Source organism: Amycolatopsis sp. VC5-11 (assembly GCF_037034185.1).
GTDB lineage: Bacteria > Actinomycetota > Actinomycetes > Mycobacteriales > Pseudonocardiaceae > Amycolatopsis > Amycolatopsis nivea.
This window is the reverse complement of the sequence record NZ_JBAGKF010000001.1, coordinates 1,399,451-1,418,600: the sequence shown is the minus strand read 5'-3', so window position 1 is coordinate 1,418,600 and position 19,150 is coordinate 1,399,451. Positions and strand designations below refer to the sequence as shown.

Here is a 19,150-nt window from a genome sequence, read left to right as displayed (position 1 = left end):
GAGGGAGCAACACAGCCGAGGAGACCCGACATGATCATCAAGCGCACCGCACTGGCCGGAGCAGCCCTGGCCACCGCCGGCTTGCTCGCCACCGCCGGCACCGCCGTCGCGGACAGCCCGGCCGGAATCGCCGACATCGGCAACGCGAACTTCACGAAATCCGGAACCACCATCTCCATCCCGACGCAAGCCCCGTGCGCCGTAGAAGGCCCGACAAGCGCCTCCGCAGCAGCGGTGTCGCAACCAGGCGTCCGCTTCGGCGGCGGCACGTCCTCCTGCACAACGGAGGTCACCGACCCGGCGAACGACGTCACCACCACCACGTCGACGGCGACCGGAAACAACTTCGAACTGTCCGCCCTGGTGAGCTCCGGCGGCAAACGAATCCGCATCTCGTCGTACACCGTGACCTGCAAGGCAACCCAGAGCGGCACAAACGCGAACTGGACCCTGAGCGGCCTGACCGGAATCAGCGGCCTGCCCTCGCCACTCCCCGCGAACTACACGAAGCCGCTGACGAAATCGGACGGCACGCTGCTGGCGAACGCAGTCTTCAACATCCAAACGCTGCCCGGCGACGGAAGCATGACCCTGACCATGCTGCGCATCGACTTCGCCCCCGCCTCGGGCGCCTCGGGATCGGTCACCGTCGGCCACACCGCCTGCGCTCCCACTCCCTGAAGCGAATGAGGGGAACCCTCACGGAATCAGATTCCCCCAGGGTTCCCTTCACGACCAGCGACCGGCCGTGAAGGGCTCCTTCACGGACCTAGATTCCCTCAAGGAGCCCTTCACGGCCCGCCCGCACCGCACCGCGATGCACCCAATGTGGCATTCGTTGCGTCACACGCACCCAATGCCACATTGGGGCGCTAACCCCACCACGGTGCAGCGAGCGAAAGAGGCTCCGCCGCCGCACCCACGCACGCTCCGCGTGCGAGCCCCCGCGCGCCACCACAACCGCAGCCAACGCACCCAACCCCACATTGGGACGCAAGCTCACCCCGCCCCAAACCGCGCCCAATGCCACGTTGGGGCGCTAGCCCCCACGGCGCAGCGAGCGAAAGAGGCTCCGCCGCCGCACCCACGCACGCTCCGCGTGCGAACCCCCGCGCGCGCCACCACAAACCGCAGCCAACGCACCCAGCCCCGACTTGGGACGCATGCCGCCCCACCCCAAACCTCAGCCAACGCCACATCGGGACGCAAGCCCGACCCCCACAAACCGCAGCAGATGCACCCAAAGCAAGGCACCCACACCTCCCCCACCCCCGATACGACGCCAAAAACACGGCGCGGGGGTGCTTGTCAAGGCATCTTTCCCGCCTTGACAAGCACCCCCGCGCCGTAGTGACAATCAAAAATCGGGGTGCCCACGCAACCACTCAGGGCGCAATGTCGCCGCCAGGCGACGAGCCGCCCAACCCAGCCCTAAGAAGCAAACCCCCCAGCCCCAGCCCAGTCCAACGCAAAGGCCGGAAGAACCCCAAGCACCAACGTAACCACAACACCCAACGCAATAGCCGCAGTAGTAAACCCACCCGGCACAGTCACCGTAGGCCCATCAGCAGCAGGCTCGGAGAAATACATCAAAACAATAACCCGCAAATAGAAGAACGCAGCCACCGCACTAAACACCAGCGCGACAACCACCAACGGCGCCATCCCATCCGACAACGCCGCCGAGAACACCACGAACTTCCCGACAAACCCACTGGTCAACGGAATCCCAGCCAACGCCAGCAAGAGGAACGTAAACACCCCAGCCAACAACGGCGACCGCTTAGCCAACCCAGCCCAAGCGGAGAGATGCGTAGCCTCCCCACTGGAATCCCGCACCAGGGAAACAACCCCAAACGCAGCCAACGTAGTAAACCCATACGCCAGCAGATAGAACAACGTACTGGACAACCCGTCCTCAGTCATCGCAATAGCACCGACAAGCAAGAACCCAGCATGCGCCACCGACGAGTAAGCGATCATCCGCTTAACATCCGTCTGCGTCAGCCCGAGAATCGCCCCGAGCGCCATCGAAATAATGGCCACCGCCCACATAACCCCGCGCCATTCCCAGCTAGTCGAGGAAAACCCGACACTGAGCACGCGCAGGATGGCACCAAACGCAGCGACCTTCGTACAGGCAGCCATAAACCCGGTAACCGGCGTAGGCGCACCCTGGTAGACGTCCGGCGTCCATGTGTGGAACGGCCCGACAGAACCCTTGAACAACAGGCCCACCACAAGCAAGCCAAGACCAGCGAACAACAACGTGTCCGACCGATCCGACCCAGCAGCCGCGTGCGCGATGTCAGCCAGCTTCACCGAGTCCGCATACCCGTACAGCAACGCCAGCCCGTAAAGGAAGAACGCCGACGAGAACGCCCCCAGCAGGAAGTACTTGACCGCGGCTTCCTGCGAGATCAGCCGACGCCGCCGGGCGAGCCCGCACATCAGGTACAGCGGCAGCGAAAGCACTTCCAACGCGATGAACATCGTCAGCAGATCATTCGCCGCGCAGAACGTCATCATCCCGCCGAGCGCGAAGAGCGTCAGCGGAAAGACCTCGGTCTGCGACGTCGTAGCAGACTGCGCGCGGTCCTGGACCGTGCCGGGCCGGATCGCCGCCTGAGCCACGAACGCGCCGCCCGCCTCGACCTTCCGGTCCGCGATCAGGAAGACCGCGCCGAGGCCGAGCAGCAGCAGCGTGCCCCACAGGAACAGCGACGGCCGGTCCACCGAGATCGAGCCGGAGAACGTCGTCGTACCGGCCTTCGAGGAAGAAGAACCGGTCGCGTACAGGATCAGCGAAACCCCCGCGGCGAGGATCGCGACGAGGGAGATCGTCACCTGGATCCCCCACCGCGTGGCCTTCGGCGCGAACGCTTCCACCAGCACGCCGATGCACGCGACGCCGAAGACGATCAGCATCGGCAGCACGGCCGCGTAATCGACCGAAGGCACTTCCAGCGGCGCTGCCGGCGCTTGCGCCAGGAACATGTCGAGCACGGTTTACTTGCCTCCCTGCACGGCAGACAGCGTCGCCTGCACCGACGGGGTGATCGTGTCGAGCATCGGCTTGGGGTAGAAACCCAGTCCGATGATCAGGATGACCAGGGGCGCGAGGATCGCGATCTCGCGTTTGCCCAGGTCGGTAATGGCTTTGCGAGCGCCGAGTTCCGGCGCGATCGCGGTGCCCGGTCCCCCGCCGACGCCCACGAGAGCGTCGCCGCGGACCGGGCCTTGCATGATCCGCTGGTACAGCCACAGCACGTACGCCGCGGCGAGCACCATGCCCACGGTCGCGAGGATCGTGTACACCGGCTGGTCCACAAAGGACCCCAGCAGCACGAGGAACTCGCTGACGAACGAGTTGGTTCCCGGCAGCGACAGCGCGGAAAGACCGGCCAGCAACAACATTCCGCCGAGCAGCGGGGTCACCTTCGCCATGCCGCCGTAGTCCGAGATCTTGCTCGACCCGCCGCGCATCACGATCAGGCCGATCACCACGATCAGCATCCCGGTCGACAGGCTGTGGTTCAGCATGTACGACACCGAGCCGACCATCGCCTGCTCGTTGAAGGTGAAGATGCCCAGCGCGATGAACCCGAAGTGGGCGATCGACACGTAGGCGATGAACCGCTTCATGTCGCGCTGTCCCGCCGCGAGGATCGAGCCGTACAGCACGCCGATCACCGACAGGATCAGCACCAGCGGCGCGAGCGCCTTGCTGCCCTCCGGGAACATCGGCAGGCAGTACCGCAGGAACCCGAACGTGCCGACCTTGTCCAGCACGCCGACGAGCAGCACCGCGACGCCGATCGGGGCCTGGCCCGCGGCGTCCGGCAGCCAGGTGTGGAACGGGACCAGCGGGGCCTTGATCGCGAACGCGAGGAAGAAGCCGAGGAACAGCCAGATCTGCGTGCCGGTCGGCGCGTCGCGCACCACCGTCACCAGCGTGGCCCAGTCGAACGTGCCCTTGCCGAGCTTGTCCGAGGCCAGCGAGTACGCCCCGATCGCCGACGCCAGCATGATCAGGCCGCCGAGGAACGAGTACAGGAAGAACTTCACCGCCGCGTACTGCCGGTTCGCGCCGCCGTAGCCGCCGATCAGGAAGTACATCGGGATCAGCATGATCTCGAACAGCACGTAGAAGAGGAACACGTCGGTCGCCGCGAAGACGCCGATCGTGATCGCCTCCTGCAGCAGGATCAGCGACAGGAACCCGCCCGCGCTGCGGCCCGCGGGCAGTTTGTCGGTGAGCCCGAGCGCGCCGACGACGATCGGCACCAGGAGCGCGATCACCGCGATCATGATGAGCGAGATGCCGTCGGTGCCGAACGAGATGTGGATGCCGAAGTTCGGGATCCAGTCCATCGTGGTGGCCTGCTGGATGCGCTCGCCCGAGGGCGAGTAGCTCGCCCAGAACGGGATGATCAGCAGGAACTCCACAATGGACACGGCGAGCGCCGTGGCGACCGCGGCCCGGTCGTTCCCCTTGAGGAACGCCAGCACCAGCGAGCCGGCCAGCGGCAGCAGGATGAGCGCCAGAAGCCAAGTCATGTCAGGAGAACCTCACCAGCAGAAGGGCCGCGAGAAGCAGGAACGTGCCGCCGAGCATGGACAGTGCGTAGGAGCGCACGAATCCGGTCTGCGTCCGGCGCAGCCGCCCGGACCCGCCGCCGAGTGCCGCGGCGAGGCCGTTCACCGCGCCGTCGACGCCGCGGTTGTCCACGTACACCAGCGCCCGCGCCAGCCAGGTGCCCGGACGGGCGACCAGGGTTTCGTTGAGCGCGTTGCCGTACAGGTCCTTGCGTGCCGCGCGGACCGGCCAGGACACCCGCTCGGGCTTCTCGAGCGGAACGTCGCGCGAGGGGCGGAACAGCCAGACCGCCAGCAGCACGCCGAGCGCGGCCAGCACCAGCGTCGCCGCCGGGACCGTCCACGACGGGATCGGGGTGTGCTCGGCCTCCTCGAACTTGCCGACCACCGGGGCCAGCCAGTCGACGAACCGGTCGCCGATCGCGAAGAACGCGCCCGCGCCGACCGAACCGACCGCCAGGATCGCCATCGGGATCCACATGACCGGCTTGGACTCGTGCGGGTGGAAGTCGCGTCCGTCCGAGGACTTGATGTCCTTCCAGCGTTCCTTGCCGAAGAAGGTCATCATCATCAGCCGCGTCATGTAGAACGCGGTGAGCCCGGCGCCGATCACCGTCGCGAGGCCGAAAGCCCAGCCGCGCCAGCCTTCCTGGCCGAACGCCGCCTCGATGATCGCGTCCTTCGTGTAGTACCCGGTGAGGAACGGGAAGCCGATGATCGCCAGGTAGCCGAGGCCGAAGGTGACGAAGGTGATCGGCATCCGCTTGGCGAGGCCGCCGAACTTGCGCATGTCGACCTCGTCGTTCATGCCGTGCATGACCGAACCGGCCCCGAGGAACAGCCCGGCCTTGAAGAAGCCGTGCGCCACCAGGTGCATGATGCCGAGCGCGTAAATGCCCGGCCCGAGGCCGACCGCCAGCATCATGTAGCCGATCTGGCTGACCGTCGAGTACGCGAGCACCTTCTTGATGTCGTCGTAGGCACAGCCGACGACGCATCCGAGCAGCAGCGTGACCGCACCGACCAGGGTGACGACCAGCCGTCCGTCCGGCGTCGCGGTGAAGATGACGTTGGAGCGGGCCACCAGGTACACGCCCGCGGTGACCATCGTCGCCGCGTGGATGAGCGCCGACACCGGGGTCGGGCCCTCCATCGCGTCCGGAAGCCAGGCCTGCAGCGGGAACTGGCCCGACTTACCGCAGGCGCCCAGCAGCAGCAGGATCGCGATGGCGGTGATCGCGCCCGGCGGGATCTTGCCCTGCGCGACGCCCTCGAAGACCTGCGCGTAGCCGGTCGACCCGACGTACTTGAACATCAGGAAGATCGCCAGCGCGAGCCCGACGTCGCCGACGCGGTTCATCAGGAACGCCTTCTTCGCCGCGGTCGCCGCGGACGGGCGGTTCTGATACCAGCCGATCAGCAGGTACGAGGCGAGACCCACGCCCTCCCAGCCGAGGTACAGCGTCACGAAGCTGTTGCCCAGCACCAGGATCAGCATCGAGGCGACGAACAGGTTCAGGTACGCGAAGAAGCGGTACCGGCCCTCGTCGTCGGCCATGTAGCCGATCGAATAGAAGTGGATCAGCATGCCGACGCCGGTGATCAGCAGCACGAACGTCAGCGACAGCGCGTCGATGCGCAGCCCGAAGTCCACTTGCAACTGGGTCACCGGGATCCAGGAGTAGACCTTGGTGTCGGTGACCGAGCCGCTGTCGGTGGAGAAGAACAGGATCACGGCGTACACGAAGGCGAGCGTGACGGTGGCACAGCCGAGCAGGTGCCCCCACGCTTTCGCGCGTTTGCCGGATAGCAGCAGAACCAGGGCGCCGAGGGCGGGAAGGGCCACCAGCAGCCACGATGATGCGGTCACTCGGTCTCTCCCCTAGTACTTCAGCAGGTTGGTGTCGTCGACCGAGGCCGAGCGGCGGGTGCGGAAGATCGCCATGATGATCGCCAGCCCCACCACGACTTCGGCGGCCGCGACCACCATCACGAAGAACGCCATGACCTGGCCGTGCAGCCCGCCGTTGATGCGGGCGAAGGTGACCAGGGTCAGGTTCACCGCGTTCAGCATCAGCTCGATGCACATGAACACGACGATCGCGTTGCGGCGGACCAGCACGCCCACCGCGCCGATGCAGAACAGCAGCGCGGACAGCAGCAGGTAATAGCTCGGGGTCACTTTCCTTCCCCTTCTTCTTCCTCGGCGGGCTCGGCCTTGTCGGCGCCGCCGACCAGTGCGTGCGCGTCGGGCTTGGGGCCCTCGTCCGCGATGAGCTTGCGCTCGCGCATGAGCCGGATCGCCGAGGTGGATTCGATGATCTCCGACAGCGACTCCGGCGCGACCGAACCGTCCGGCAGCAGCGCCGGGGTCGACACCGAACTGGCGGTGGCGAAGACGCCGGGGCCGGGCAGCGGCGACGGGCGGTCGTGCTCGCCGCGGAAGCGCAGCTTGACCAGTTCGCGCTGGGAGAGCTTGCTCTTGCCGCTGCGGCCGGTGAAGGCCAGCACCATCGCGCCGAGCGCGGCGGTGATCAGCAGCGCCGAGGTGAGCTCGAACGGGAACAGGTACTGGGTGAAGATCAGCCTGCCGAGACCGCCGGGGCCGCCGCCGGTCTGCTGGTACGGGTCGAGCGGCTTCGCCGGGGTCACGTTCACCATCGCGCGGAACACGCCCGCGGCGATCAAGGCGGCGAGCCCGATGCCGAGCACCCCGGCGGCGAGCCGTTGCCCGCGAAGGACTTCGACCACCGAGTCCGAGCTGTCCCGGCCGACCAGCATCAGCACGAACAGGAACAGCATCATGATCGCGCCGGTGTAGACGATGATCTGGGTGAACCCGAGGAACGGCGCGGACTGCGTCATGTACAGCGCGCCGAGCGTCAGCATCGTGAGCACCAGCCACAGCGCCGAGTGCACGGCGTTGCGGGAGAAGATCATCCCGAGCGCGCCCAGCAGCGAGAGCGGGCCGAGGATCCAGAACGCGATGGCCTCGCCGGTCGTCACGGACGCGTCGACGCCGGACGCCGGCGCCTGCGCGAGAAGGGCGGCGATCACTTCTTCGCCTCCTGCTGCTGCGCGTTCGCGGCCAGCTCGGGGCCGTTCACGTAGTAGTCCTGCTCGTTGTCGCCGAGCCGCATCGGGTGCGGCGGCTGCTCCATGCCCGGCAGCAGCGGGGCGAGCAGGTCTTCCTTGGTGTAGATGAGCCGCTGCCGGTCGTCGTCGGCCAGCTCGTAGAAGTTGGTCATGGTCAGCGACCGGGTCGGGCACGCCTCGATGCACAGGCCGCAGCCGATGCAGCGCAGGTAGTTGATCTGGTAGTCCGCGCCGTACCGCTCGCCGGGCGAGTACCGCGCCTCTTCGGTGTTGTTGCCGCCCTCGACGAAGATCGCGTCCGCCGGGCACGCCCACGCGCACAGCTCGCAGCCGACGCACTTCTCCAGCCCGTCCGGATGCCGGTTGAGCTGGTGGCGGCCGTGGTAGCGGGGTGCGGCCGGGGCGCCTGCCTCGGGGTACTCCTCGGTCGCGACCTTCTTGAACATCATCCCGAAGGTGACGCCGAATCCCTTGATGGGATTGAGGAAGTCAGTTGCCGCCATCTTCTGTTCCTTCCTGTGCGGCCGCCGCGGTGACGCCGGCCGGCTTGCGCCGCGCGGCCTTCGCCTCCGCCTTGGCCAGCGCCTTCTGCCGCGGCGTCGCGTCCGGGACCCGCAGGTCGAGCGGCGGCAGCGGGTAGCCGCTTCCGGCCAGGTCCACGTAATCCGATTCGGGCAGCTTCTTGTCCGGCAGCGCGAGGCTCAGCAGCACGAGCACCACCAGCACGATGCCGACGCCGACGAGGATCTGCGGCCAGCTCCACTGGACCGTCTTGATCGCGACCACGACCACGATCCACACCAGGTTGACCGGGACCAGGACCTTCCAGCCCAGCCGCATGAACTGGTCGTACCGCAGCCGAGGCAGCGTGCCGCGCAGCCAGATGAAGCCGAACAGCAGGATGAACGTCTTGGCGAAGAACCAGAGGACCGGCCACCAGTTCTGGTTCAGCGCCGAATCGTCGCCGACGAACGGGAACCGCCAGCCGCCGAGGAACAGCGTGGTGCAGAACGCGGAGACGATCACCATGTTGACGTACTCGGCGAGGAAGAACATCGCGAACTTCATCGAGCTGTACTCGGTGTGGAAGCCGCCGACCAGCTCGGATTCGGCCTCCGGGAGGTCGAACGGCGCGCGGTTCGTCTCGCCGACCATCGAGATCACGTAGATCACGAAGCTCGGGATGAGCATGTAGAAGTACCAGCCGTGCGACTGCGCCTGCACGATTTCCGACGTCTGCAGCGAACCGGAGTACAGGATCACCGCGACGATCGAGAGGCCCATCGCGATCTCGTAGGAGATCACCTGCGCCGCCGAGCGCATGCCGCCGAACAGCGGGTACGGCGAGCCGGAAGCCCAGCCCGCCAGCACGATGCCGTACACGCCGACCGACGAGCAGGCGAGGATCACCAGCACGCCGACCGGGAGGTCCATCAGCTGCAGCACCGTCCGGTGCCCGAAGATCGAGACGACCGGGCCGAACGGGATGGCCGACAGCGCGATCAGCGCGGGGACCGCGGACAGCACCGGCGCGAGGAAGTACACCTTGCGGTCGGCGGTGTCCGGGATGATCTGCTCCTTGAACGGGAGCTTGATCGCGTCGGCGAGCGACTGCAGGTAGCCGCCGGGGCCGACCCGGTTGGGGCCGGGCCGGTTCTGCATCCGGCCGATCGCCTTGCGCTCCCACACGATCAGGAAGATCGTCAGGACCGGCCCGATCAACAGGACCACGACCGCCTTGATCAGGACGAGCCACCACGGGTCGTCGGCGATGAGCCGAGCCCGTTCCGCGGCGTCCGGGTACGCGGCGAGGAACTGCGTGAGCTGCGGGCTCACTGGTCACCTCCGGAGATCTGCACGAGCGCGCCGTGTCCGGCGGCGAGTGCGGCGCGGACGGCCGAGCCGTCGGAGTTGCCGGGCAGCCACACGACGCCGTCCGGCAGGTCGGCGACCTCGACCGGCAGGGTGATCGACCCGCGCTCGTTCGACACCCGGACCGTTCCGCCCAGGCCTTCGGCGGTCTTCGCCGAAAGCCGGGCGACCGGCGGCCGCTGGGTGCCCTTGAGGTGCGGTTCGTCGTCCTGCAGCGAGCCGTTGTCGATCAGCTGCCGCCAGGTGGCGAGCACTGCCTTGCCGTTCGGGACCGGGGCCGCCGCGGCGGCGACCGACGGCGCGGGCGCCGAGGCGGCGACCGGCGCGAGCTTCGCGAAGTCGCCCGCGGCGGCGGCCGGGGTCTGGGTGAACAGGTCGGCGTCCATTTCGACGGCCAGGGTGTCGAGCACTCGGCCGTCGGAAAGGGAACCGGTGCCCTCCAGCGTGGTGTCGAAGTCGCGGCGGCGGCCCTCCCAGTTGAGGTAGCTGCCGGACTTCTCGACCGCCGGGGCGATCGGCAGGACCACGTCGGCCCGTTCGGTGACCTCGCTCGCCCGCAGTTCCAGGCTGACCACGAAACCGGCGTTGTCGAGCGCGCGGCGGGCCAGGTCCGGGTCGGGCAGGTCGTTCGGGTCGACGCCGCCGACCACCAGCGCGTCGAGCTGTCCGCCGGAAGCGGCCTGGAGGATGCCGGTGACGTCGCGGCCCGGTTCGGCCGGAAGCTCGGCGCCCCACTGCTTGCCGACCTCGGCGCGGGCCGCCTCGTCGGCGACCGAGCGGCCGCCCGGCAGAAGCGTGGGCACACAACCGGTTTCGAGCGCGCCCCGGTCGCCCGCGCGGCGCGGGATCCACGCCAGCCGGGCTCCGGTGCGGGCAGTCAGCCGCAGCAGCGCGGAGAACAGGCCGGGGATTTCCGCGGCCCGCTCGCCGACCAGGATCACCGCGCCCTCGCCGCTGAGCGCCGCGTCGACGTCGGCCGCGTGCTGCGCGATCCCGTCCACCGCGGCCGCTTCGCCGCCGGGGACGCAGGCCAGCAGTTCGCCGAAGGTCTTGCGCACCGAGGAGGTCGTCCACTGTCCCAAGTGGACGACGCGGGTGCGGTTCTTGCGGGCCGCCTTGCGCAGCCGCAGGAACACGATCGGCGCTTCGTCCTCGGGCTCGAACGCCACGCACAGCACCGTCTTGGCCCGTTCGATCTCGCCGAACGTCACGCCGGTTTCCGGCGTGGTGCCCACGACCGTCGACCCGAGGAACGCGAGCTCCTCGTCCGAGTGCGCGCGGGTGCGGAAGTCGATGTCGTTGGTGCGCAAGGCGATCCGGGCGAACTTCGAGTACGCGTAGGCGTCCTCGACAGTCAGCCTGCCGCCGGTGAGCACCGCGCCGCCCTTGCCCTCGCGGGCCTTCAGCAAGCCTTCCGCGGCGGTCCGGAGCGCGTCGGTCCAGGACGCTTCCTCCAGCTCACCGTCGGCGTTGCGGACGAGCGGACGGCGGATCCGGTCACCGGCCTGCACGTAGCGGAACGCGAACCGGCCCTTGTCGCACAGCCATTCCTCGTTCACCTCCGGGTCGTCGCCCGCCAGCTTGCGCTGGACCTTGCCGCGCCGGAAGTCGGTGCGCTCGGCGCAGCCGGACGAGCAGTGCTCGCACACGCTCGGCGAGGAGACGAGGTCGAACGGCCGCGACCGGAACCGGTACGCCGCGCTGGTGAGCGCGCCGACCGGGCAGATCTGGATCACGTTGCCGGAGAAGTAGCTCTGGAACGGTTCGCCGCCGGTGGTCCGCGACGCCAGATCCAGTACGTCGGCGGTTTCCGCGGTGCCGATCTGCTGGTGCGCGCCGCGTTCGAGCAGCGCGATGAACGGGTCGCCGGCGACCTGGTCGGAGAACCGGGTGCAGCGCTGGCACAGCACGCAGCGTTCCCGGTCCAGCAGCACCTGCGACGAGATCGGCAGCGGCTTCGGGAACGTGCGCTTGGTGTCCACGAACCGCGATTCCGCGCGGCCGTGCGCGAGCGCCTGGTTCTGCAGCGGGCACTCGCCGCCCTTGTCGCAGATCGGGCAGTCCAGCGGGTGGTTGATGAGCAGCAGCTCCATCACGCCCTGCTGCGCCTTGTCCGCGACCGGCGAGGTGAGCTGCGTCTTGACCACCATGCCGTCGGCGACCGTCATCGTGCACGAGGCCTGCGGCTTCGGCATCGGACGGCCGCCCATTTCGACCTCGACCAGGCACTGGCGGCACGCGCCCGCCGGGTCGAGCAGCGGGTGGTCGCAGAAGCGAGGGATGCTGGTGCCGAGCCGTTCGGCGGTGCGGATCAGCAGCTCGCCCTTGGGCGCGATGACCTCTTCGCCGTCGATGGTCAGCTTGACGTAGCCCTCGGGGACCGGCGTTTCCGCCGTTTCGGGCTTGTCGGGGGCGATCGTCATGCCTGCGCTCCCACCAGTTCTCGCTTGTTGCTCTCACACAAGGCCAGGAACTCGTCCCGGAAGTACTTGATGCCGCTCTGGATCGGCGACACCGCGCCGTCGCCGAGCGCGCAGAACGAGCGGCCGAAGATGTTGTCGCACACGTCGAGGAGGGTGTCGATGTCCTCCTCGGTGCCGTGGCCCTCGACCATCCGCTCCAGGATCTGCGCCAGCCAGTACGTGCCCTCGCGGCACGGCGTGCACTTGCCGCAGGACTCGTGCTCGTAGAACTGCGTCCACTTCATGACCGCCCACGGCACCGAAACGGTCTCGTTGAAGACCTGCACCGCGGTGGTGCCGAGCATCGAACCGGCCTCGGCCGCGCCCTCGAAGTCGAGCGGGACGTCGAGGTGCTCGGCGGTGAACATCGGCGTCGACGAACCGCCGGGCGTCCAGAACTTGAGCGGGATGCCGTCCTTCATTCCGCCGGCCAGCTCCAGCAGCTCGCGCAGCGTGGTGCCGAGCGGGCACTCGTACTGGCCGGGCTTCTCGACGTGTCCGGAGATCGAGTAGATCTTCGGACCGGGCGACTTTTCGCGGCCCATCTCGCGGAACCACGACGAACCGGCGTTGATGATGTACGACGCGGACGCGATGGTCTCGACGTTGTTCACCGTCGTCGGCGCGGCGTACAGACCGGCGGCCGCGGGGAACGGCGGCTTGAGCCGGGGCTGCCCGCGACGGCCTTCGAGCGAGTCCAGCAGCGCGGTTTCCTCGCCGCAGATGTACGCGCCGGCCCCGGCGTGCACGGTCAGCTCGAGGTCCCAGCCGCTGCCGAAGATGTTCTTGCCGAGGTAGCCCTTCGCGTACGCCTCGCGCGCGGCCGCGTTGAGCCGGCGGATGCAGTGCAGCGCCTCGCCCCGGACGTAGATGAAGCAGTGGTGCGACCGCATCGCGTACGAGGCGATGATGCAGCCCTCGATCAGCGAGTGCGGGTCCGCCATCATCAGCGGAATGTCCTTGCAGGTACCGGGTTCGCCCTCGTCGGCGTTGATCACCAGGTAGTGCGGCTTGTCCTCGTTGGGCGGCATGAACGACCACTTCACGCCCGCCGGGAAGCCCGCGCCGCCGCGGCCGCGCAGACCGGAGTCCTTGACCACCTGCACGAGCTGCTCGGGCGTGGCGGCCAGCGCCTTGCGCGCCGCGGTGTAGCCCTCGAGCGCCTCGTACGTTTCGATGCGCCAGGATTCCGGGGACAGCCAGCGCTTCGTGAGGACCGGAGTGATGGGATCAGCCATTACTTCTTCTCCACTTCAGGAAGCGGAACATCCTGTGCACCGGGGGCGGACCAGCCGCGGTCGGCTGCGATCTGCGCGCCGCGCAAGGTCTCGACCGCTTGCGACGGACCGTCCACGGCACTGCGGTACGCGGCCTCGTCCTCGGGCCAGAACCCGGCGAGCTGCCGCTCCGCGCCCTTGAAGTCGGTCAGCGCCGCACCGCGCGTCGGGGCGGGCTTTTTGCCTGCCTGCAACGCGTCCACGAGCGCGACCGCCTGCTCCGGCGTCTGGTTGTCGAAGTACTCGTAGTTCACCTGGATGACCGGGCCGAGGTCGCAGGCGGCGAGACATTCCGCGTGCTCCAAGGTGATCGAGCCCTGTTCACCCGGCGTGCCCGCGGTTTCCTCGTGCCCCAGCGGCTTTTCCGCGGAACCGAGGTGCGTCTGGAGCTTCTGGTAGATGTCGTCGCCGCCCAGCGCCGCGCACAGCGTGTTGGTGCAGACGCTCACCAGGTGCTCGCCGCACGGGCGGCGCTTGTACATGGTGTAGAACGTCGCGACCGCGCTTACCTCGGCGTCGGTCAGGTCGAGATGCTGCGCGCAGAAGGCGATGCCTTCCTGGCTCACGTAGCCCTGCACCGACTGCACCAGGTGCAGCATCGGCAGCAGCGCCGAACGCGACATCGGGTACCGGGCGATGATTTCCTTCGCCTCGCGGTGCGTGTCGGCGTCGAAGACGTCCGCGGCCGGCGTGTCGGCGAGGATTCCCTCGGCGACGGACGGGTCGGGCGCGATCGCGGCGACGTCGGTGTCGGCTCCCGCGGCCGCGTAGGTCTTCGTCGCGTCGTGCGGCCCCGGCTCCGGGACTGCGGTCGGGTTCGTCATCGGTCAACTCCCCCCAGAACCGGGTCGATCGAAGCGATCACGACGACGAGGTCGGCCACCAGGCCGCCTTCGGCCATCGCGGGCATCGCCTGCATGTTCACGAAACTCGGCTCCCGCAGGTGCACGCGAAGCGGGCGGGTGCCGCCGTCGGACACCAGGTGCGCGCCGATCTCGCCGCGCGGCGATTCGACCGGCGCGTAGACCTGGCCCGGCGGCACGTGGAAGCCCTCGGTGACGAGCTTGAAGTGGTGGATCAGGGATTCCATCGACTGGCCCATGATCTTCTTGACGTGGCCGAGCGAGTTGCCCATGCCGTCGCTGCCGATGGACAGCTGCGCGGGCCAGGCGATCTTCTTGTCCTCCACCATGACCGGGCCCGGCTCGGCCATCTTCGCGACCTGCTTCATGATCCGCAGGCTCTGGTGGATTTCCTCGAGCCGCAGCAGGTACCGCGCCCAGCTGTCCGCGTCGGTCGAGGTCGGCACGTCGAACTCGATCTCGTCGTAGCGCGAGTACGGCTCGGTCTTGCGCAGGTCCCACGGCAGGCCCGCGGCGCGCAGCACCGGGCCGGTGATGCCGAGTTCGAGGCACGCGTCCAGCGGCAGCACGCCGACGTCCTTGAGCCGGTTCCGCCAGATCGGCTGACCGGTGAACATCTTGTCGTACAGCGGAAGCCGCTTGTCCATGAGCTTGCAGAAGTCGAGGACCTTTTCCGTCCAGTCCTCGGGGAAGTCCTGCGCGAGCCCGCCGGGCCGGATGAACGCGTGGTTCATCCGCAGGCCGGTCAGGTACTCCAGCAGGTGCATGGCTTCTTCGCGCTCGCGGAAGCCGAGCGTCATCGCGGTGGTGGCGCCGAGGTCCATGCCGCCGGTCGCGATGAACACCAGGTGCGAGGTGATCCGGTTGAGCTCGAGGAGAAGCACGCGCAGCAGTTCCGCACGCGGCGGGGCCTTGATGCCCAGCAGTTTCTCGACGCCGAGGCAGTAGCACATCTCGTTGGACAGCGGGGCGAGGTAGTCCGCGCGGGTCACGAAGGTGACGCCCTGGGTCCAGTTGCGGAACTCCGCGCTTTTCTCGATGCCGGTGTGCAGGTAGCCGACGACCGCGCGCAGCTGCGTGACCGTCTCGCCTTCCAGCTCCAGCACGAGCCGGAGCACGCCGTGCGTCGACGGGTGCTGCGGGCCCATGTTGATGACCATGCGGTCGTCGTGCTGGGCGTCGCCGAGAACTTCGTCCCAGTCCCCGCCGGAGACGTGGTAGACGGGGCCTTCGGTGGTGTCCCGGACTTCCGCGTACTCGGCTTCCGTCGTTTCGTTGGTGCTGGTCACGAGTACGACCTCCGCTGGTCTGGCGGCGGGATTTCCGCGCCCTTGTATTCGACCGGGATCCCGCCGAGCGGGTAGTCCTTGCGCTGGGGGTGGCCGTCCCAGTCGTCCGGCATGAAGATGCGGGTGAGCCCGGGGTGGCCGTCGAAGACGATGCCGAACATGTCGTAGGCCTCGCGCTCGTGCCAGTCCGCCGTCGGGTAGACCGGGACGAGGGACGGGACGTGCAGGTTGTCCATGTCCATGGTGACTTCGAGGCGGATCCGGCGGCGGTAGGTCATCGACAGGAAGTCGTAGACCGTGTGCATCCGCTGCGGGACGTCCACGCCGTAGTCGACGCCGGTGACCGCCAGCAGCATTTCGAACCGCAGGCCTGGGTCGTTGCGCAGGACCTTCGCGATGTCGACGAGGTGCTCGCGGCTGACGTAGAAGGTGATCTCGCCGCGGTCCACAGTGGTCTGGAGGATCGCGGTCGGCGGGATCTTGTTGTCCGCCAAGGCGGCCATGAACTCGTCGGCGAACTCGTCGAACCAACTGCCGTACGGGCGCTCCGCGGGCGGCGGGCTGTAGGCGGGCAGCCGCAGGCCGCCGTAACCGGAGGTGTCCCCGCTGCCGCGGACACCGAACATGCCCTTGCGCTCGCGACCGGCGACGACCGGTTCGGCCGCGCCGGGGCCGTGCGCTTCGAGGCCTGCTTCGGGCCGCTCCGCGCTGGACTGCGGGCCGCCGGTTTCGGGAGTCTCTTCGGGGTTCTCAGGCACCGGTGCTCACTTCTTCGCGTACTTGATCGAGGACGGGATCAGCTCGGTACGGGCCCCGCTGGCCGCGCGGATCGCGGCGCGGCGGGCGTTGATCGGCTCGTCCTGGATCTTTGCGTGCAGCTTGAGGATCGCGTCGAGCAGCATTTCCGGCCGCGGCGGGCAGCCGGGCAGGTACATGTCGACCGGCACGATGTGGTCGACGCCCTGCACGACGGCGTAGTTGTTGAACATCCCGCCGGACGACGCGCAGACGCCCATCGAGAGGACCCACTTGGGCTCGGCCATCTGGTCGTAGATCTGGCGAAGCACCGGGGCCATCTTCTGGGTCACCCGGCCGGCCACGATCATCAGGTCGGCCTGGCGCGGCGTGGCGGAGAACCGCTCCATGCCGAACCGCGCGATGTCGTAGCGCGAACCGCCGACCGACATCATCTCGAACGCGCAGCAGGCGAGCCCGAACGTGGCGGGCCACAGCGAGTTCTTGCGTGCCCAGTTGACCAGTCCCTCGAGGCTGGCAAGAAGGATGCCGTTGGGGAGTTTTTCTTCGAGGCCCATGGGTTCAGTTCCAATCCAGGCCGCCGCGCCGCCACACGTAGGCGTACGCGAACCCGACCGTCACGATGAACAGCACGATCTCCACCAGGCCGAAGACACCGAGTGCGTTGGCGTTCACCGCGAACGGGTAGAGGAACACCATCTCGATGTCGAACAGGATGAAGAGCATGGCCGTGATGTAGTAGGCCACCGGCATCCGGCCGCCGCCGACGAGCGGCTGCGGCGACGGTTCGATGCCGCACTCGTAGGCAGCGGTCTTCGCGCGGTTGTACCGCTTCGGTCCGACGAGCGGACCGAGCAGCACGGAGAACACGGCGAACCCCGCCGCGAGCACGAAAAGCAGAACGAGCGGCAGATACACGTTGAGTCCGGGCGCCGCCGGTCCGGGATCGGCCTGCGCCAGCACGGGCACCATCAGCACGGGGTCTTCGCCATCCTTTCCGCGCCGCTGCGGGTTGTTCTCGGGTGGTGGTCCGAGTTCTCGGTTGCGCACCCTAAGGGAGCTGGGTCACACCGCCGAGGGTCAGGGCGCCCTTACGGCCCGTGTCCGACCCACCACCTGCTTGTGAAATAGTTCACAAGCGACGAGTCGCGGTTGTGAAGCGATTCACAAAGCATGGGGGGAGTGTAGGACGTGAGTCACACTCTTGTCCCGAGGGGTTATGGACTAAGGCAGCCCTAACTAGACAGAACGCTTCGCCTGGCCCAAGCCGGGCCACAAAGGCGAGACCAGCGGTAAAGCCCGATTCAAGAACCGCGCCGAGCAGAACCCCCGACTCGATCTTGTGACGCATCACACTGACCGGCCGGACAACCCATTGCTCCACCCGGGTAACTCCGCAGCCGATGCACCCAACCATCGAGGCACCCAGCCCCACCCGCAGCCGATGCACCCAACAATCGAGGCACCCACACCTCCCCCGCACCCCGATACGAAGCGCATCTGCGGTTCGGGGGTGCTTGTCAAGGCATCTTTCCCGCCTTGACAAGCACCCCCGAACCGTCAGCACAATCAAGCTTCGGGGTGCCCCACGCAACCACCATGCGCAATGTCGCCGCAAGGCGACGAGCCGCCCACTACCGAGGACGAGGCGTAACCCGAGCCAACGCAGCGATCAACCGATCCACCCCATCGCCCCCACGAGCGTCGTAACACCCGGAAAGCCCCTTGTACACCAAGGGAAGAATCTTGTTGACCCGCAACCCGTACTTGGTAGCCGCGTGCATGATCTTCGGCTTCCCGATCAACTTCGCGAACACGTTCCCCAGCCGGTAATACCCGCCCATCAGCTCGCCGACAGCCCGCGGATACCCCTCCAACGCCCGCTCCCGAGACGGCCCCTCCGGCCGCGCCAACGCCTGCACCACAGCCTCAGCCGCGAGCTGCGCCGACTCCATCGCCGCCGAAATCCCCTCGCCGTTGAACGGGCTCACCATCCCCCCGGCGTCGCCGAGCAGCAGCAGCCCGTTCCGGTAATGCGGCGTCCGGTTGAACCCCATCGGCAACCCGGCCCCGCCGACCTTGCCGATGGCGTTCTCCTCGCGGTATCCCCATTCCTCAGGAGTCCCGTCAAGCCACTGCCGCAACAACGCGCGATAGTCGGTGTTCCGGAACGACGCCGAGGTGGACAGCATCCCCAGCCCGACGTTGACCGTCCCGTCCCCCAACGGAAACGCCCACCCGTACCCAGGCAGCAGCTTCGGATCCCGCGGATCAGACCGGTCCCACAGCTCAAGATGCCCCTCGATGAACGGGTCATCATGCTTCGGGCTCTTGTAATACCGCCGAACCGCGACCCCCATCGGCCGCTTCTCGTTCTTGTCGATCCCCACGCTCAACGCCAGCCGCGCCGACACCCCGTCGCAAGCCAGCACCAACGGCGCCCGATAACTGACCGGCGTCTTCTCCGGCCCGACCTTCGCCTCAACCCCCACGACCCGGCCGGAAGCATTGGTAATCGCCCCAGTGACCGTGGTCCGCTCGTACAACCGAGCCCCAGCCTTCACCGCGGTCTTCGCCAGCAGGTCATCAAAGTCGTGCCGAGTACGCGAGACGCCGTAAGGCGGGTAATCAGTGAGATCCGGCCAATCGAACTCCAGCGTCAGATCCCCGGTGAGAATCCGCAGCCCCCGGCTCCGCACCCAGCCCGCTTCCTCGCTGGTGTCCAGACCGAGGTCGATCAACTGCTTCACACCCCGCGGCGTGAGCCCGTCCCCGCACACCTTCTCGCGCGGAAAGACGGTCTTCTCCAGCAGCAGCACGTCCACCCCGGCGCGCGCGAGGTAGGTGGCCACGGTCGAACCAGCCGGTCCAGCCCCGACCACGATCACTTCGGCGTCGTGGTCCGGGCTGCGGCGCGAAGTCGTCATGCCGCCGAG

16 protein-coding genes are annotated in these 19,150 nt (G+C 67.8%); 1 reads left to right on the top strand and 15 read right to left on the bottom strand.

The annotated features are described in order from the left end of the window. Nucleotides 1-30 precede the first annotated feature (30 nt). Nucleotides 31-681 carry a hypothetical protein gene (locus WA670_RS07055; protein WP_037816361.1) on the top strand — a complete coding sequence of 217 codons (651 nt, stop codon included), beginning with the start codon at nt 31-33 and terminating at the stop codon, nt 679-681. 750 nt (nt 682-1,431) lie between these two features. On the opposite strand, the gene nuoN is transcribed toward WA670_RS07055, so the two are convergent. The 15 genes from nuoN to WA670_RS06980 form a co-directional block, all read right to left on the bottom strand. Continuing rightward, nucleotides 1,432-2,997, bottom strand: coding sequence for an NADH-quinone oxidoreductase subunit NuoN (gene nuoN / locus WA670_RS07050; protein ID WP_199818108.1), 1,566 nt, complete (start codon nt 2,995-2,997; stop codon nt 1,432-1,434). A 12-nt stretch (nt 2,998-3,009) separates the two neighbouring features. Next, nucleotides 3,010-4,560, bottom strand: a complete 1,551-nt coding sequence (locus WA670_RS07045; protein ID WP_037818895.1) for an NADH-quinone oxidoreductase subunit M — start codon at nt 4,558-4,560, stop codon at nt 3,010-3,012. 1 nt (nt 4,561) lies between these two features. After that, nucleotides 4,562-6,469 carry an NADH-quinone oxidoreductase subunit L gene (gene nuoL, locus WA670_RS07040; RefSeq protein WP_134663695.1) on the bottom strand — a complete coding sequence of 636 codons (1,908 nt, stop codon included), beginning with the start codon at nt 6,467-6,469 and terminating at the stop codon, nt 4,562-4,564. A gap of 12 nt (nt 6,470-6,481) precedes the next feature. Next, on the bottom strand, nt 6,482-6,781 hold the full coding sequence (gene nuoK / locus WA670_RS07035; protein ID WP_033291119.1) for an NADH-quinone oxidoreductase subunit NuoK: 300 nt from the start codon (nt 6,779-6,781) through the stop codon (nt 6,482-6,484). Beyond that, the gene (locus WA670_RS07030; RefSeq protein ID WP_037818892.1) at nt 6,778-7,656 is read right to left on the bottom strand and encodes an NADH-quinone oxidoreductase subunit J; all 879 of its coding nucleotides are present in this window, start codon (nt 7,654-7,656) and stop codon (nt 6,778-6,780) included. Before WA670_RS07030 ends, nuoK begins: the two co-directional genes overlap by 4 nt. Then, on the bottom strand, nt 7,653-8,198 hold the full coding sequence (gene nuoI, locus WA670_RS07025) for an NADH-quinone oxidoreductase subunit NuoI (RefSeq protein WP_037818891.1): 546 nt from the start codon (nt 8,196-8,198) through the stop codon (nt 7,653-7,655). Before nuoI ends, WA670_RS07030 begins: the two co-directional genes overlap by 4 nt. Next, a complete protein-coding gene (gene nuoH / locus WA670_RS07020; protein ID WP_037818889.1) occupies nt 8,185-9,531 on the bottom strand; it encodes an NADH-quinone oxidoreductase subunit NuoH in 1,347 nt (448 codons plus the stop codon). Before nuoH ends, nuoI begins: the two co-directional genes overlap by 14 nt. Continuing rightward, a complete protein-coding gene (locus WA670_RS07015; RefSeq protein WP_238603451.1) occupies nt 9,528-11,990 on the bottom strand; it encodes an NADH-quinone oxidoreductase subunit G in 2,463 nt (820 codons plus the stop codon). The genes nuoH and WA670_RS07015 overlap by 4 nt, the downstream gene beginning before the upstream one ends. Continuing rightward, a complete protein-coding gene (nuoF, locus tag WA670_RS07010) occupies nt 11,987-13,267 on the bottom strand; it encodes an NADH-quinone oxidoreductase subunit NuoF (protein WP_134663693.1) in 1,281 nt (426 codons plus the stop codon). Before nuoF ends, WA670_RS07015 begins: the two co-directional genes overlap by 4 nt. After that, entirely contained in the window at nt 13,267-14,130 is an 864-nt protein-coding gene (gene nuoE / locus WA670_RS07005) for an NADH-quinone oxidoreductase subunit NuoE (RefSeq protein ID WP_336157157.1), read from the bottom strand. The genes nuoF and nuoE overlap by 1 nt, the downstream gene beginning before the upstream one ends. Next, nucleotides 14,127-15,458 carry an NADH-quinone oxidoreductase subunit D gene (locus tag WA670_RS07000; protein ID WP_037818884.1) on the bottom strand — a complete coding sequence of 444 codons (1,332 nt, stop codon included), beginning with the start codon at nt 15,456-15,458 and terminating at the stop codon, nt 14,127-14,129. The genes nuoE and WA670_RS07000 overlap by 4 nt, the downstream gene beginning before the upstream one ends. Further along, nucleotides 15,455-16,216, bottom strand: a complete 762-nt coding sequence (locus tag WA670_RS06995) for an NADH-quinone oxidoreductase subunit C (RefSeq protein ID WP_134734101.1) — start codon at nt 16,214-16,216, stop codon at nt 15,455-15,457. The genes WA670_RS07000 and WA670_RS06995 overlap by 4 nt, the downstream gene beginning before the upstream one ends. Before the next feature lie 6 nt (nt 16,217-16,222). Beyond that, entirely contained in the window at nt 16,223-16,771 is a 549-nt protein-coding gene (locus tag WA670_RS06990) for a NuoB/complex I 20 kDa subunit family protein (protein ID WP_009072052.1), read from the bottom strand. Between the two features lie 4 nt (nt 16,772-16,775). After that, nucleotides 16,776-17,186: an NADH-quinone oxidoreductase subunit A gene (locus WA670_RS06985; protein ID WP_037818926.1), complete on the bottom strand. Its 411-nt coding sequence runs from the start codon at nt 17,184-17,186 to the stop codon at nt 16,776-16,778. A gap of 662 nt (nt 17,187-17,848) precedes the next feature. Next, nucleotides 17,849-19,141 (bottom strand): geranylgeranyl reductase family protein, encoded by a 1,293-nt coding sequence (locus WA670_RS06980; protein WP_336157156.1) that lies wholly within the window; start codon nt 19,139-19,141, stop codon nt 17,849-17,851. Between the last annotated feature and the right edge of the window lie 9 nt (nt 19,142-19,150).